Source organism: Anabaena sp. UHCC 0253, assembly GCF_009712085.1.
Lineage (GTDB): Bacteria > Cyanobacteriota > Cyanobacteriia > Cyanobacteriales > Nostocaceae > Dolichospermum.
The window spans coordinates 47,591-63,608 of the sequence record NZ_VILD01000007.1 but is presented as its reverse complement, the minus strand read 5'-3'; the positions used below and the strand labels follow the sequence as shown (position 1 = coordinate 63,608).

General features: G+C 38.3%; 14 protein-coding genes, 1 tRNA gene and 1 pseudogene. 9 read left to right on the top strand and 7 right to left on the bottom strand.

The annotated features are described in order from the left end of the window. Nucleotides 1–146 precede the first annotated feature (146 nt). Both FJR38_RS18665 and FJR38_RS18660 read left to right on the top strand, forming a co-directional pair. Nucleotides 147–1,334, top strand: coding sequence for a HetZ-related protein 2 (locus tag FJR38_RS18665; protein ID WP_168491039.1), 1,188 nt, complete (start codon nt 147–149; stop codon nt 1,332–1,334). Nucleotides 1,335–1,729: 395 nt separating this feature from the next. Further along, nucleotides 1,730–2,413: a Crp/Fnr family transcriptional regulator gene (locus tag FJR38_RS18660; protein ID WP_168491040.1), complete on the top strand. Its 684-nt coding sequence runs from the start codon at nt 1,730–1,732 to the stop codon at nt 2,411–2,413. 179 nt (nt 2,414–2,592) lie between these two features. Here FJR38_RS18660 and FJR38_RS18655 read toward each other — a convergent pair whose 3' ends face one another. Beyond that, complete coding sequence (locus tag FJR38_RS18655; RefSeq protein ID WP_168491041.1) at nt 2,593–3,117, bottom strand: GNAT family N-acetyltransferase; 525 nt, start codon at nt 3,115–3,117, stop codon at nt 2,593–2,595. A 72-nt stretch (nt 3,118–3,189) separates the two neighbouring features. Here FJR38_RS18655 and blaOXA point away from each other — a divergent pair, with 72 nt between their 5' ends. Then, nucleotides 3,190–4,074, top strand: a complete 885-nt coding sequence (blaOXA, locus tag FJR38_RS18650) for a class D beta-lactamase (protein WP_371418242.1) — start codon at nt 3,190–3,192, stop codon at nt 4,072–4,074. Nucleotides 4,075–4,089: 15 nt separating this feature from the next. Here the strand turns inward: blaOXA and FJR38_RS18645 are convergent, their stop codons facing one another. The 5 genes from FJR38_RS18645 to FJR38_RS18625 form a co-directional block, all read right to left on the bottom strand. Then, entirely contained in the window at nt 4,090–4,809 is a 720-nt protein-coding gene (locus tag FJR38_RS18645; protein WP_168491042.1) for a class I SAM-dependent methyltransferase, read from the bottom strand. A 264-nt stretch (nt 4,810–5,073) separates the two neighbouring features. Further along, on the bottom strand, nt 5,074–5,694 hold the full coding sequence (locus FJR38_RS18640) for a 2OG-Fe(II) oxygenase (RefSeq protein WP_168491043.1): 621 nt from the start codon (nt 5,692–5,694) through the stop codon (nt 5,074–5,076). Nucleotides 5,695–5,774: 80 nt separating this feature from the next. Further along, nucleotides 5,775–6,563: a hypothetical protein gene (locus tag FJR38_RS18635; protein ID WP_168491044.1), complete on the bottom strand. Its 789-nt coding sequence runs from the start codon at nt 6,561–6,563 to the stop codon at nt 5,775–5,777. Nucleotides 6,564–6,706: 143 nt separating this feature from the next. Beyond that, nucleotides 6,707–6,780 (bottom strand) — tRNA-Pro (locus FJR38_RS18630). A gap of 305 nt (nt 6,781–7,085) precedes the next feature. Further along, nucleotides 7,086–7,613: a GNAT family N-acetyltransferase gene (locus FJR38_RS18625; protein WP_168491045.1), complete on the bottom strand. Its 528-nt coding sequence runs from the start codon at nt 7,611–7,613 to the stop codon at nt 7,086–7,088. A 571-nt stretch (nt 7,614–8,184) separates the two neighbouring features. Here FJR38_RS18625 and FJR38_RS18620 point away from each other — a divergent pair. Together FJR38_RS18620 and FJR38_RS18615 are read left to right on the top strand one after the other, a co-directional pair. After that, nucleotides 8,185–8,904 carry a hypothetical protein gene (locus FJR38_RS18620; protein ID WP_168491046.1) on the top strand — a complete coding sequence of 240 codons (720 nt, stop codon included), beginning with the start codon at nt 8,185–8,187 and terminating at the stop codon, nt 8,902–8,904. Between the two features lie 209 nt (nt 8,905–9,113). Beyond that, nucleotides 9,114–10,001, top strand: coding sequence for an alpha/beta fold hydrolase (locus FJR38_RS18615; protein WP_168491048.1), 888 nt, complete (start codon nt 9,114–9,116; stop codon nt 9,999–10,001). Between the two features lie 84 nt (nt 10,002–10,085). Here FJR38_RS18615 and tsaD read toward each other — a convergent pair. Beyond that, a pseudogene (gene tsaD / locus FJR38_RS18610) lies at nt 10,086–11,130 on the bottom strand (tRNA (adenosine(37)-N6)-threonylcarbamoyltransferase complex transferase subunit TsaD). Nucleotides 11,131–11,374: 244 nt separating this feature from the next. Between tsaD and FJR38_RS18605 the strand changes: the two are divergent. From FJR38_RS18605 to FJR38_RS18590, 4 genes are all read left to right on the top strand, one after another. Continuing rightward, nucleotides 11,375–11,869 (top strand): Photosystem I reaction center subunit III, encoded by a 495-nt coding sequence (locus FJR38_RS18605; RefSeq protein ID WP_168491052.1) that lies wholly within the window; start codon nt 11,375–11,377, stop codon nt 11,867–11,869. A gap of 39 nt (nt 11,870–11,908) precedes the next feature. Further along, nucleotides 11,909–12,055: a photosystem I reaction center subunit IX gene (psaJ, locus tag FJR38_RS18600; RefSeq protein ID WP_168491054.1), complete on the top strand. Its 147-nt coding sequence runs from the start codon at nt 11,909–11,911 to the stop codon at nt 12,053–12,055. Nucleotides 12,056–12,177: 122 nt separating this feature from the next. Continuing rightward, on the top strand, nt 12,178–12,684 hold the full coding sequence (locus FJR38_RS18595; RefSeq protein WP_168491174.1) for a photosystem I reaction center subunit XI: 507 nt from the start codon (nt 12,178–12,180) through the stop codon (nt 12,682–12,684). Between the two features lie 494 nt (nt 12,685–13,178). Beyond that, complete coding sequence (locus FJR38_RS18590) at nt 13,179–16,001, top strand: ATP-binding protein (protein WP_254449508.1); 2,823 nt, start codon at nt 13,179–13,181, stop codon at nt 15,999–16,001. Nucleotides 16,002–16,018 lie beyond the last annotated feature (17 nt).

Here is a 16,018-nt window from a genome sequence, read left to right as displayed (position 1 = left end):
AATTACCAATTTCATCTATTAGTAATCATATCAATTGCTAGTTAGAGAAAACGCCAAGTCAGAGGAAATAGGTAATCAGTTTACTAATTACCAATGATCCACAAAAAGAATCAAAGATACATACCAGTTAACAAATTTACGTCAGAATGGCGGTTGTGATGCAAACTTTACAACAGAGTTTCGAGGAGCGCAATCTCGCTATGACACAAGATGGGACAACCTTAGCCCAATATTGGCAACAGCGACTCGCTACAGAATGTCCAGAACAAAGTCAGGCGACTAGACAAAGTATTCTCACCTGGCTTTTAGGAGTAGATTTAGAAAGGTTTAATTTACTTAACCCCAAAGAGTTAGAAATTGCTAAACAAGCAATGGAATATCGGTGGCGGATTCTGCATAAACGCTACTTAGGAATGAGCAGAGAACGGGCTTATCGTCAACTAATTAGCCGATTGGGCAGTGTAGTGACGATCAGAAACAAAATTCAGACTTGGGTAGCCCTAAGCCGCGATCGCCAACGTAGTGTTATTGATGTACTGCAAGAAGTCCTCCAAGAACTACTGCAAAGTGATTCCTATATGCAGCAGCAAATGGCGCAAATTGCCAAATTAACACCAGATAAACGCTTGCGGGATACATTATTATTTGCCAGCATTGAAGAATATTGTTTACGCCCAGTTCGTAATCAACCAATATTAATGTACCGATTTGTTAACTATCTCCGCCGAATTCAGCGCGGAGGTTTAACACAAGTACCAACAAGCGAATTAGTTAAACTTGTTTCCGAAGAAGTTCTCGCAGAAAACAACGACAATCCAGTTAGTTTAGTTGATAATCAGGCGATCGCTCAATATCAAGAAACCCAACAACTAGAAGAACAACAAGCTACCCGTCAAATCGTACAACAAGAATTTGAACAATATCTACTAGAAAATATTGGACAACAAGCAGTAGATTGGTTACGCTTATATCTCCAAGGCAAATCCCAAGAAGAAATTGCCAAACAACTCAACAAACCCATCAAAGAAGTATACAGACTGCGTGAAAAACTCAGTTATCATGCCGTGCGAGTCTTTGCTATCAAAGGCCAACCCGAATTAGTTGATAATTGGCTTTCCACATCCTTACAAGAAAATAATCTAGGGTTAACAGAACCCAAATGGCAACAACTCCAGCAACAATTAACCCCTTTAGCACAACAAATCCTCACCCTCCGCAAAGCCGGTAACTCCATAGAAGCCACAGCCCAACAGCTACAACTCAAAACCCATCAAGTTATAGGAGAATGGACAAAAGTCTATCTTGCCGCCCAAACCCTCAGAACTCAAAATTAATTCCCACACTGCACTGTGTACCCTCCATTTATCTGCGAACAGCTACACCAATGCAACAGTAACGCGATAAGTGAAACTATCAAACATTAGATGCAGCAGATTGCAAGTTAATAAGGGGCAATTCATCAATTGTCCCGACAGAGAATTTCGGGTAATAGATAATTATTTTTACCAGATGCCAAATCAGTGCAGAAAACGGCTTTTCTTTTCTGCTAGGATCTCATAGATAGCCAATTGGTAAAAATAAAGTATAAAAAGTAATAGTTTTACCAGTAATCCCCTCAGAGTTTGCCTAAATAACCCAACTTGCTAGTTATCTAGTTTAGGCTGGTAATTGGGAATTAGTAAATTCTCTTTCATATTCCCTCATTAAAATCATTCCTTATATATATTCCATGAAACCAGAAGTTTTTACTGATACCTTTCCCTTGTTAAGTACAGCCAGTCCACAAACCATAGAATGGCTGCTAAACGTAGCAACTGAACACGATTACCCCTCTGAACGGGCTGTTTTAATGGAAGATTCCTGGGGTAATGCAGTATACTTTATTTTTTCTGGTTGGGTGAAAGTTCGCCGCACCAAAGGGGAAGATTCCGTAGCCATAGCAATTTTAGGCTGTGGAGATTTCTTTGGAGAAATGGCCGTTTTAGATGAATCTCCACGTTCAACAGATGTGATATCTCTTTCACCAGTAAAACTACTGAGTGTTTCTAGGGAGCGTTTTATTCAAATCTTATTTAAAGATCCACAGTTGCATCATAGAATGCTACAAATGATGGTACGACGAGTCCGCCATATCAATCTCCGCTTGCAAATGCGCTTGTCACCACCAGCAGTCAAACTTGCCCATACCTTAGTTAGTTTAGCTGATAGCTATGGTCAGGAATTAGACCAAGGTAAGGAAATTTTTAACATTCCCCTTAAAGATTTAGCAGAAGTCACAGAAATCACCCTTGAAGAAACAACTAAAATCATGGAAAAACTCCATGAAAAAGAATGGATTAAAATTGATAATCTTAACAACACCATTCATCTCATCAACTATAAACAATTGGTGGCATTAGCTACTAAACTCTGAAAAAAGTTGGAGAAGGTGCAAGCAATAAGCGATGAAACCGTTCATTTATCTACATTTGAGACAATTGATAATTGACAATTGACAATTGATAATTGATAATTGTCAACGCTTAATAATCCAGATTCAAGACTATTCTGATCTCCTTCTATTCTTCCTTCTTCCCTGTCACCTGTCACCTGTCACCTGTCACCTTCTTCCCTGTCACCTTCAAATTCACTCACACGCAAACCCAAAATCATTAAATCCCTTTCCACTCCATCCAAATCTGCAATTTTCGGTAAATTTCCCCAAGCTTGAAAACCAAACCAGGCAAATAACTTTAAACTGGGTTGATTATGAGCAAAAATAAAACTCACTAAAGTCTTTAAACCTAAATTTGGACTTTCGCTAATTGCTTTTTCTAAAAGTTGTTTTCCCAAACCACGTCCTTGAAAATTTGGGGAAATATAAATACTAATTTCCGCTGTAGAATAGTAAGCTGGCCGACCATAGAATGATTGAAAACTCAACCATCCAGCAATTACACCCTCCATTTCAATTACCCACAAGGGACGCTGTGAGGGGACTCGTCCTTTAAACCAAGCCAAACGACTGTCCACAGATACCGGTTCTAAATCAGCGGTAGCCATGCGGCTAGGAACAGCAGCGTTGTAAATGGCAACAATAGTGGGTAAGTCGGTTTCTGTGGCATGGCGGATAATCATTGCTGCTATCTGGGAGAAATTGGTGTTAAAATCTTCACAAATGATACACTGTCCGTAGAAAAATTATTTTAAATGGAGAAAAAAATATTGTTTCGTATCAGGCGATCGCCTTTGATTATGCGATACGTGCGATCGCTAATTCTTATTCTTACAATTATCATCAGCGTTGGGTCAGTATCCGTCCAGGCTCAACCTACTGGCAACTCCTCTAAATATTCACAAAAAGTTAACAATAGATTCCCAGATTTGGGGCGGCATTTCCAAAAATTTGGAGTTGCAGGATCGATCATCATTTATGATTCAAAAAACAAACTAACCTACGAACACAATCCTCAACGCAATGCTACGGCAATGACTCCAGCTTCCACCTTCAAAATTTTTAACGCCTTGACGGCTTTAGAAACAGGTGTGATTACTGATGATGTGGCTGTTCTGACATGGGATGGAATTTATCGGGATTTTCCGGGTTGGAATCAGGATACAAATTTACGTCAAGCCTTCAAAAATTCAACTGTCTGGTTTTACCAAGTTCTAGCCCGCAAAATTGGATATACACGAATGCAGCAATGGATTGATCAAGTTGGCTATGGCAACCGTCAAATTGGTACGGCCTCAGATATTGATCGTTTCTGGCTGCAAAGTCCATTGAAAATTACACCCAAAGCGCAAATTGATTTTTTGCAACGTTTGTATCAAGGTAATTTACCTTTTTCAAACCGGACAATGTCCATTGTTAAAGACATTATGATCCGAGAACAAAATTCAGACTACACACTACGGGCTAAAACGGGGTGGTCTAATAGTAGTAAACCTCAAATCGGTTGGTTCGTTGGCTATTTGGAACAAAACAAAAACGTCTACTTTTTTGCCACAAATATTGACATAAATCAACCAGAAAATCTACCTGCCCGCATTGAAATTACACGAAACAGTTTGCAAGATTTAGGTTTACTTTAAATTCCTGAATTTATCTCAAAACCGGACTTTGTACAACTCGAATAATTCTCCTAATTGACGTTTTACTACTTTAGCACTCACAGCTTTAATAGTTTTTTCCCATGCAGATACAGTTTCTAGAAATACCTCCGCACCTAAATAAGTTTCCAAAACAGCCCAATCTTCTGCTAAAGACTGTTCTGAATTCAGGATATCAAATACAAAATGTCCACCTGGTTTCAATACCCGTTTAGCTTCTAGTAATACAAGATGCCAATATTCTAGAGGAAAATAACAACTAAATCCGGTAGCAATTACCAAATCAAACTGATTTTCAGGGTAGTTTAAATGATGTGCTGCCCCTAACTCAACACCTTTGAATAATTTTGAGTTCAACTGTGAACCACGGGAGTTAAGAGTATCTCTGGCTATATTACTAATTTCTTGCCCATAAAAAAATGCTTGCCAATCTCTCCAGGGATAGATTAAAAAACTGACACCACAACCAATATCTAAACAATGTTCATTTTTTTGAGGTTGAGCAATTTCCCAAAAGGGAGATACTATTCTATCGCCTAATCTGCCAGTAGTCCATTCCCGAAATATTGGCATTGCTTGTATTTCATCTGGTACTTCAAAGGCTTGATTTTGATATTGTTTATTAAAACGATATGCTACCTGCGCTATTCTTTCCTGCCATTTATCTGCGGGATAAGTCTTATTTGCGTAAGGATTTGAAAGGGAATTTTTAGACATTGATATTTTACTACTTTATTTGCATAATTATCATATCGGTATGATTTTAATTAGGGCTTACTGATAGCATAATGGATGATTTCTATGCCTTCACGTAAGCTATAGGAATCCGGTTTGATTCCTGAATTTTTCTGTGTAGGAAGGCAAGAGGCAAAAGGCAAGAGGATTCGAGAATATGAAGGTGTACCGACTTTTGTTCAAAAATCAAATAGGAGTCCTATATATAGCAATAGTATTTGAATTTTGGAAAGAATCTAATCCTCATTAACCATTCTTTTTACGTTTTTTGGTATTTCCTGGAGTAGCCCTTGATTCTAATGTAAATTGGGGAATGTCCTCCAGTTCAGCCGCACTCAAAGCATATTGTTCACAAACAAGACTTAAACGATTTCCAGGGGTTGTAACTGCATTAACAGCATGGGTTAAATCACCCTGAAAGTAAATTAGACTATTGGTTTGGGGTTTAATTTGTCCAACTTGGCGTTTTTGTAATTTGAGTACCAATTCTCCCCCTTGCATATCTTCTGGTATCCGCACATAGAGAACACTAACGACAGCAGGTGGTTCAATAGTTTTACAATAGGAACGCAAAGAACGATCAATATGTGGATCAACGCGAGAACCTGCTTTGAGTAGTAAAGGATTGAGGTAAAAAGCATTACAATTAGGCAGGAGAGCTAAATCAAGATAAGGCTTGAAGTAGGGAAACTTTTGCTCAACTTCTGCTAAACCTTGACGCTGAAATACTACGGAAAAGCCTTTAGTATTAATAAAATCCCGGTTGAGGTTATTGATAGCAAAGTAAGGACAAGCTTGGATTTCTCCCCACAAGTCCTGGAGGTAATTAGGGGAAAAGGCGTGAGAATTTTGTTGATAGTATTTCACAGTCGGTTGAATTTGTACATGAGATGCAACAGAACGCAGCTATTACCAAATCAAATAGTTTTTGATCACATTTGTAATCTCTAGAATAATTTAAATTTGGCTAATTGCGTTTCAATCATTCCCGTCAGCATTTGATTGAGTTCAGTTTGATCTGGAAATTGTAAAAATTGTTGGGTGGGTAAATCGAAAGGAAATTCTCCTTCTATATCTGGGCGTTGCATTTGCAGTAATAAAATCTGCTCAGATCGTTTACTGTGGATAGCATAACCCATTTCTATGCAGACGTTAGGACTGGGAATGAGTTGATTTCGTTCCTGACTATTAATGCTAGTTATTGGTGTGGTATCAGCAATAAATAATAAACTCTTCCGAATTTTTCTCATGCTGGTACGACTCAGACGCAAAGGTGCATTTTTGGGACGAGATGATTCTACTAATGTTAGGGGAAAACGCGATAGCTTCGCTCGCCCCAGGCAACGCTCATTAATAGTTTTCAAACTTGCTACCAATTCCTCTCTCAGCAAATCATTCGCTTTGACATATTCAGCTTGATAACAAAAATATATTGTTGGGTCTAGTTGCGCTAATACTGACTGTTTAGTAAAATAAATTTCATGACTAATCAAGTCAATATTCGCTACAGAATATCCACCGCTACCCTCAATATAAAACTCAATATTTTCTCCCTCTAAGTAAAGCCCAAACCAAGTTGATGTTTTTACTACGTCGCTATCCTCTAAAAAGTCTGCTCGCAATCCTGATTTTAATAAACTTTTTTTACTCAACCGAATATCTGGAGGGCGTTTTTCCAGTTCTGTAATCGGTTCATAATCCGGTAGATACCACGCTTTGAGCGCAATAATTGACATAAGGCGCTATTTTTTTCTGTCTCTTGCTATTCAATTTTAGTACAAATTTACTTAAATTTTACTTTTTACCAAGAATATTTGCCAATACCTACGGCTCGACCTAATGAGGCTAAAAGTAAACAATAATTACTGAATTACATCAATCGGGATGACAGGATTCGAACCTGCGGCATCCTGCTCCCAAAGCAGGCGCGCTACCAAGCTGCGCTACATCCCGTAAAACCACCAAAACCTATTCCTATAAAAATCAGGATTGTGTTTTACTGGATTACTTTTCCTATAATATCACAAAAAAGAATAAATGCAACCCTATTTACATTCTCCGCCAGAAAGTGGTGAAGATGGCACGAATTTCTCCTGTTCCCTTGAACTGTGAATTTGATGTATTCCCCAACCCCAATCCCCTATCTCCAGTAACTAGTACACAACGGCGTAAGTTAACCAACCATTAAAAATTTGACAAAAGCTTGTGTAATCTGCTTTTTTAATTTTTAATCTTTAATTCCACACTGCGGTACTAGGTTACTGGGGATACCAAAACATTCCCTTAATACCTTCAGGATCTGGCATAAAACCCATCGTCTTGTAGAAATCTACAACATGGGGGTCAGCAAAAAGAGTGACATTACTAATTTCTTCACTCCTAAGTTTTTTAAGGACATATTTCATCAAAGCCTTACCTAACCCCCTACTTTGAAAATCTGGGTGAACTACTACATCCCAAATAGTGGCATTAAAAGCATGATCCGAGGTCGCACGGGCAAAACCAATCAAACGCTTTTTATTTCCTCGTATTTGCCACATAGAGGCAACGAGAAAACTATGCTCAATAGCTTTTTTTACTTTTCTGAGAGGGCGACGTGACCAGCCAACTGCATCACAGAGTTCTTCTAGTTCATATAGGTCGATATCTCGTTCTGTACTAAAAACGATTTGATCTTTACCTGGACTAGAATTACCTTCAACTTCCGCTGTATTCTCATTAACAGCAGTAGTTTTATTTGCCGCTAAAGATTCAGGAGTGCTAAACCAAGTTTTCCAAAAACCCATGCCAACGCAGTTCGGGTAGTATGACTGAATTGGTTTCCACTGTTTAAAAGTGTTGATTCACATTTAACATCACTATGATCATTGCTGACCAACCCACTAAAAATATTTTAGGTGTTTTGGCGATCGGCAATAGTAATAGCTAGTTATCTGGTGTTTCGTACCAATCACTTTCAACTTTAGCATTTTGTTTTGACACTACTCCATAAAACTCATCCAAAGGCCAAATTTTTCCCAAATCGAAGTATCTTTCTGTCTTTAGTCACCTCTTTTGGCAGCACTGCTTTCTTGACCAAACAAGATAAAAATAATCGTTGAACCACCAATTCCCACTTCAATGACACAATGAGAGCAAGTAATTTAACTGATCCGCTGTAGACTTTGGGAGATAACATGATCTGAGAATTCTAAATTAAGTTCGGAATTAGGCAATCAGCAATAGGCAATAGGTAATAAATATTCTCTCTGCCCTCTGCTCCCGTTCGGCTGACGCTCACGGCGAAGCCTGTCCCCTGCCTTCTCTCCTTCTTGTTAGCTTTAGTTTGCACCAAACAAGCAAGTCTTACCCTCAACGATGGCTTCTGGTTTAAAATCTTCAACTCTAGAACTTCTTAAACGCTTTAATCGAGCGTTTCCCCAATTCTATGAGCAATTTGTTAGCAGCGAGATTCAACTTCAAAATTTACGACTGGCCTACCGTCTTTATAAAACCAGACGGGCTGTCATAGAGATGAAACCAGAAGGGAGCAAAAGCGCCCTACATTTTGCCTACCGTAATCAATCTTTCCTCCTGAGCGATATTTTTGGTGTGCTGGCAGCTTATGGTTTAACTATTCACGGTCTTAGTTTATACGGTCAAATTCGACCACCGATGTTAGTTTTTATTAAATTACTGGTATCTCGTGGCAGTAAAGCCCTGACTGAAAAAACTGCTGAGAACGTTTGCCGCGCTATTCGTGAAGCTTTAGGAGGTCGGTTTGAGGTAGAAGAAATGCTGGCTGTAGAATTTAATCTTGATGCTGGTTTAGAACAGGTACAAACTGACTTCTATGTTGATCCGGTCTTTCATCTCCCCGCTTTGGTAATAGAAGCTGATAATCAACCTGGATTATTTTACAAAGTGATGTACGCTATCTGGCAAGAAGACCTGCTGGTAGTCAATGCCAATTTACTTGTTTGGCGCGGACGTACTAGACTGATTCTCTACTTGTTAGGTCCGAATGAAAGTCTCATTCCTGAATATCTGGGTCATAGAATCGCGGAAGGAGTAAAACATAGGTTACTTGGTCAATAAAATTATTTAATTCAAAATTTTTTTGAATTGTTCTTTCTCTGTTTGTATCTAAGTAGGTGAACAGAAAAATTTAAAGGTATGTGAAGAAAAGTAAAATAGTTTAAAACTCTCTTCCTGTTCCCTGTTCCCTTGCCCCAACGACAATTTTTAACGCCCACCTACTTAGTTGTATTGAGTCGCACTCACTCTTGGGGGTACGATATTTAACTATGGCAACAATAGAAATCTTAGGCGTTCCACACACATACGAGTTGACAGCGCCCACATCATACCCCCATGCTTTAGTCTTTATCCACGGTTGGCTAAATAGCCGTGTATACTGGCAACCTGTGATTTCTCGTTTATCAGTAGATTTTCAGTGTTTATCTTATGATTTACGAGGCTTTGGTGAATCCCAGTCTCAGGTGAAATTAGATATAGGACTGACACCCACAGACTCTAGTATGGTTAGTTCTGCCTTGGATTCTCTATATTCTCCGTCTGCTTATGCTCAGGATTTAGCTGTTCTTCTCCAGCACCTGAATATTTCTAGTGCTTGGCTAATAGGTCATTCTTTGGGTGGCACTATTGCTTTGTGGACAGCGGCTCAACTACCTGATTGTGTTCAAGGTGTAATTTGTATTAATGCAGGTGGTGGGATTTATCTCAAAGAAGCTTTTGAGCAATTCCGGTCTGCTGGTCAGAAATTTTTACAAGTCCGTCCCCGTTGGCTTTCACAAATGCCTTGGATTGATTTGTTGTTTACTAAAGCCAGTGTATTGCGTCCCTTAGAACGATATTGGGCGCGTCAAAGACTCATTGATTTTGTTGTAGCTGACCCAGAAGCTGCTTTGGGAACTCTTTTCGACTCCACAACAGAAGCAGAAGTTAATTCTTTACCCCAGTTAGTATCAAAGTTGAAGCAGCCAGTATATTTTTTAGCTGGTGCTGACGATAAAGTGATGGAACCCAAGTATGTCCGCCATTTAGCGAGTTTTCATTGGCTTTTTCAATATGTTGGCGATAATGTGATTGAAATTCCTGATTGTGGACATCTGGCTATGTTAGAGCAACCAGAATCTGTAGCTGAAAATATCCGGTCAGTTGTTAGTGGTTAGTGATCAGTTGTCAGTTGTCATATTCCTTCTTCCTAACATCCTGACTGGGCGCAGGGACTGCGCCCCTACCTCCTTTTTCCTGGGCTAGTTTTTGTACAATTCCATGACTTGGTTCAGTGAGAGCCGGGAATGGACTCCTAATGTCAGCGGTGATGAATGTCCACGAGATAGATGTTCTGCGGCTGCACAGCCAATCATGGCGGCGTTGTCAGTGCAGAATTTTAAGGGGGGGGAAAATAACTTGGATGTTATGTTTGCTGGCTGCTGCTTGCAAGTGTTTTCTTAGTCCACTATTGGCTGCTACACCACCACCTACAGTAATAGTGTTTAAACCATAGTCACGGGCGCAGGCGATCGCTCTTTTGGTCAGCGATCGCGCTATAGTATCCTGGAAACTAGCCACTACATCCTCTATTGGTACTTCTTTACCCTCTTTCTCTAATTGCTGCACTAAACGCAGCACTGCTGTCTTTAATCCACTAAAACTACAATCGTAAGGATGATAACCACCACCTGGTAAAGAAATTTTTCCTTCTGGTAATACAAAAGCTTGGGAATCACCTGTTTGTGAGAGCTTATCAATTATTGGTCCACCGGGATAACCCAATTTTAACAACCGTGCCACCTTGTCAAAGGCCTCACCCGCCGCATCATCACGGGTTTCTCCCAAGGTTTCGTAGATACCATAATCTTTGACATAAATCAAGCTTGTATGACCACCGGAAACAAGTAAGCTAAGAAAAGGGGGATTTAAACTTGGCTCACTCAAGTAAGTCGCGTAAATATGACCTTCCAGGTGATGCACTCCCAAAAAAGGCTTCTCATATACCATAGCTAGGGTTTTGGCAGCCGTTAACCCCACCAACAACGCCCCTACCAATCCAGGCGCACAAGTCGCAGCTATCCCATCAATTTGACTCCAGTCTAAATTACTAGATGCGATCGCCTGCTCTATTTCGTAATTTAGCGTTTCTAAATGCTGACGTGAAGCTACCTCCGGCACTACCCCACCATATTGCTGATGAATAGGAATTTGTGAAGCAACAATACTGCTACACACCTGACGATTATTAATAATTGCAACAGCAGTTTCATCACAACTGGTTTCAATAGCTAAAACGGTTGTCATAGAATGGGTAATGGGTAATTGGTAATATACATCCTCTCATATCTACCCTGCCCCCTGCCCCCTGCCCCCTGCCTCCCTGCTTCCCTAACTTTTGATTGAGAAGCTTTAACTTTTATTGACTTAAACTTTACTCAGTCCCCAGCCAAGAGTATGATAACTTCCTAGTTATCTAAAATAAAGACTGTACAAGCCGCTTCGTTTTGTACACAGGACTTCTCGTTTTGTAATAAAAGGAAACAACTCCATGACACGATTGTTTGCTTTGCTTTTGGCGATTTCTCTTTGGTTCAATTTTGCTCCTGAAGCTAAAGCACTAGGGGCCAACCTTGTACCTTGTAAAGATTCTCCCGCCTTTCAAGAGCTAGCACTAAATGCCCGTAATACCACCGCCGATCCTGAATCAGGTAAAAAGCGGTTTGAACGTTATTCCCAAGCACTCTGTGGACCTGAAGGTTATCCCCACTTGATTGTAGATGGCCGTCTTGATCGGGCTGGAGATTTCTTGATTCCTAGTATTCTCTTCCTCTACATTGCTGGTTGGATTGGCTGGGTAGGCCGTGCTTATCTACAAGCTATCCAAAAAGGAGCAAATTCTGAACAAAAAGAAATCCAAATTGATTTAGGCATTGCACTCCCTATCATCACCTCTGGTTTTGCTTGGCCAGCAGCCGCAATCAAGGAATTTCTCTCTGGCGAGTTAACAGCCAAGGATTCAGAAATTACCGTTTCACCACGCTAATTTATTTGTTTGCACTCACTCATTCTGGAGAATAGATTCATGGCTGAAAAAAGCGACGAAACCAACTACTTGATCACATTCCTCTCCACAGCCCCTGTTGCAGCTACTATCTGGCTGACAATCACCGCTGGGATTTTGATTGAATTTAATCGCTTCTTCCCTGACCTACTTTTTCACCCCCTATAGGTTGAAACACGGTTCAGGGAAAGCTAAGTACATTAGCTTTCTCTTCTGCATTGTTTCCCAGTAAACAATCTTAACTAATGTATGAAACTCGTAATCTGAACTGTGATTGACGGGTTTCATACATTACAACAACCAACAAGAGTAATCCAAGGAATCGAAAAATAGTTATGGTAGCAGCAGGACGCGATCCACAAAAAGGCGATCTAGAAACCCCCATCAATTCCGCTCCTTTGGTGAAGTGGTTTATTAGCAATTTGCCAGCTTATCGCCCCGGTTTAAATCCTTTTAGACGCGGTTTAGAAGTTGGTATGGCTCATGGTTACTTGCTATTTGGACCTTTTGCTAAATTAGGTCCTTTACGCAATGCCCCTAATGCTAACTTGGCTGGTTTACTGGGCAGTATTGGTTTAGTTGTAATTTTGACAGCTTGCCTATCTTTATATGCAAACAGCAATCCTGATAAGGCGCTTGCCAGTGTTGCAGTACCCAACCCTCCAGTTGATGCTTTCAACTCTAAGGAAAGCTGGAATAATTTTGCCAGTGCTTTCTTAATTGGTGGTATCGGTGGCGCAGTAGTCGCTTTCTTCTTGACAGGTAATTCTGGATTAATCCAAGGTTTATTGGGTTAATTTAATTCTTGGTAATGGGTAATAGTTGCTAATTTGGGCTATTACCTATTATCGAGATAAAGTATATTAGAAAATAGATAAATATAAGTTTATAAAAAACTAATTATAAAATACTAAATTATTCAGAGAAATAGGGAAAATATTCAAAGTTTATTTGACTGAGTATAGCAATATTTTGATTTGATCTATAACGATGTTTCTGGAAAAAATCCAAAATATACCTAATTCTAATATTTAACTTGCAGGGATAATTCGTGAATTATCTCTACAGGGAATGTAGCCAAGGGAGTATATTAGTTGGATAGGTTTCAGCTAAAAATTTACAGGTGTTATCATAAGCCATAATTTAATGAGTATTTAATGATTATCTAAATTGTGGCAGGGGCATATTTGATTAATAGATAAGGTTTGTGAATAAAGATATTATCCAATTAAATTATAAATTAGATTCTCAAGTTATGCGATATCGCTATATATCTAATCCTTGATCAACAATGAATAACAATACTCCCAAAAAAATGCTAAATCAACCTTCTAATAAATTACCAAAACTCCCTGAAATATCTCTGAGATTATTGTTAATTGTACCATTTGTTTTGCAAATTGTGGGCGCAGTAGGATTGGTAGGTTATCTTTCCTATCATAGTGGACAAAAAGCGGTAGAAGATATGGCCAAATCTTTGATGGCAGAAATTGGCGATCGCATTGAACAAAACTTAAACAGCTATCTCAAAGCACCCGAACAACTTACTCAAACTAATGCCTCCCTTATCCGTCAAGGAATTTTAGATTACCAAAATTTACCAGCCCTGCAAACACACTTTACCCAGCAATTGCAAATTTTTCCTAGTGTCAGTAGTGCGTTAATTTCTAACGAAAGACAAGACTTTATAGAAGTTTCACGATATGCATCTGATCAGCTTACCGTTAGGATTTTGGATGCTTCAAAAAGTAAAAATTTCTATCGTTACGGAGCAGATATGACAGGTCAAACTCATGAGTTACTGCAAATTAGGACTGACTATAATCCTCATAATGACCCTCCTGGGGGGAAGCCTTGGTATGGTGCTGCAAGAGAAGCGAAGATGGGAAGTTGGAATATTTTGGTCAGTTTATCACGGGGAAAAGATCAGCCACTTCTAGTTGCAACTTATAATTTGCCATTTAAAGATGCACAGGGACAATTTCAAGGGGTATTTGCTTCTGGTCTATATCTGATTCAGTTTGGAGACTTTCTTCAACATTTAAAAATTGGGAATACAGGGCAAGCATTTTTGATAGATCAACAAGGACAAATGATTGCCAATTCTATTAATGAAGTACCATTTATAACTACCGCTAAAGGTGAATTATCTCAAAATGTTAATGTTCGTTCCCGACGCTTAAAAGCAACAGCCAGTAAAAATAAACTTATTAGATTAACATCCCAATATGTAACAGATCACTTTAAACTAGAAGATATTCAAAACATTCAAAAACTTGATTTGTCAGTAGATGGTCAGAGATATTTTGTACAAGTTTTTCCAGTGAGCAAACAAAATTTAAACTGGCTAACAGTTATTATCATTCCTGAATCTGACTTTATGGAACATATTCAGAAAAATGCCCATTTAACAATTGTGCTGTGTGGTCTAACTCTTGTCGTTGTCACAGTAATTGGTATTCTCACTGCTCGTTGGATTACTATTCCTATTTTACAATTAAGTCGTTCTAGTCAGGCTTTAGCACTAGGAGAATGGCAAAATTGTGACAAAAAAAATGATTTACTAGTAACTAAAAATATTGCAGAAATATCAACTTTGGCCAATTCATTTAATTTGATGGCACAACAGTTACAAACTTCTTTTGAAACTTTAGAAAATCGGGTACAAGAAAGAACATCAGAATTAGTTATTGCTAAGGAAAAAGCCGAAGTTGCTAATCAAGCTAAAAATTCATTTATTGCTAATATGAGCCATGAATTACGAAGTCCATTAAATGCAATTATTGGTTTTTCGCAGTTAATGTTACGCACAAAAAATTTGCCTTTAGAACAATATGACAATGCGGGAATTATTCAAAGAAGTGGTGAATATTTATTAACCTTAATTAATAATGTTCTTGATTTTTCTAAAATTGAAGCTGGTAAAACTACTCTTAATCAAAAGGACTTTAACCTAGATAAATTACTAACTGATTTAGAAGATATGCTGTATTTAAGGGCGGTTAATGCCGGATTAGAGTTAATCTTTGTTCGAGATGAAAACTTACCCCATTATATTTATACTGATGGCATAAAATTACGTCAAGTTTTACTTAATTTATTGGGGAATGCTATTAAATTTACCAATCAAGGAGAGGTGATTTTAAGGATTAATTCAGCAGAAAATAAACAACATCAAAATTATACTTTAAATTTCAGTATTATTGATACAGGAGTGGGAATTTCTCCCAACGAATTAACTAAATTATTCCAGGCTTTTAGTCAAACAGAATCAGGAAAAGAATCTCAAGAAGGAACAGGTTTAGGTTTGGTGATTAGTCGTCAATTTGTGCAGTTAATGGGAGGAGATATTACCGTAGAAAGTGAATTAGGACAAGGGACAAGTTTTAAATTTGATATTACGGTACAATTAGGTCAAGAAACTATCAATAATGAGCATATTTCCCATAAAAAAGTATTAGCAGTTGCATCAGATCAAGCTATATATAAAATTTTAGCAGTAGATGACAAAGCCATCAACAGAAAATTATTAATTAAACTGCTTTCACCTTTGGGATTTGAAATTAAAGAAGCAAGTAATGGACAAGAAGCTATTAATATTTGGGACGAATGGCAACCCCATTTAATATTTATGGATATGAGAATGCCTGTGATGGATGGTTATGAAGCTACTAAATATATTAAATCCACAACTAAAGGCAATGCTACGGCGATAATTGCTTTAACTGCTAGTGTTTTGGAAGAAGAAAAGGCGATTATTTTATCCGCAGGATGTGATGATTTTTTACGAAAACCTTTTAAAGAAAATACAATTTTTGAGACCTTAACTAAACATTTAGGAGTAAAATATATTTATGAAGAATTAGCCACAGGTGATGTAATTTTGGAGCAATCACCATTTATACTATCATCTGTAGATTTAGTTATAATTTCTGAGGAATTGAGATCGCAATTAAGCGAAGCGGCTTTAAATGGTGATAGTAATCAGGTGAAACTATTGATTCAAGAAATACCTAACCAAGAATCCCATTTAGTAAAAGTTCTTGAAAAACTAGCCAATCAATTTCAATTTGATGAAATAGCAGAATTATTGAGTGATGAAAATATAAAATAGATATTTTTTGAAATAGT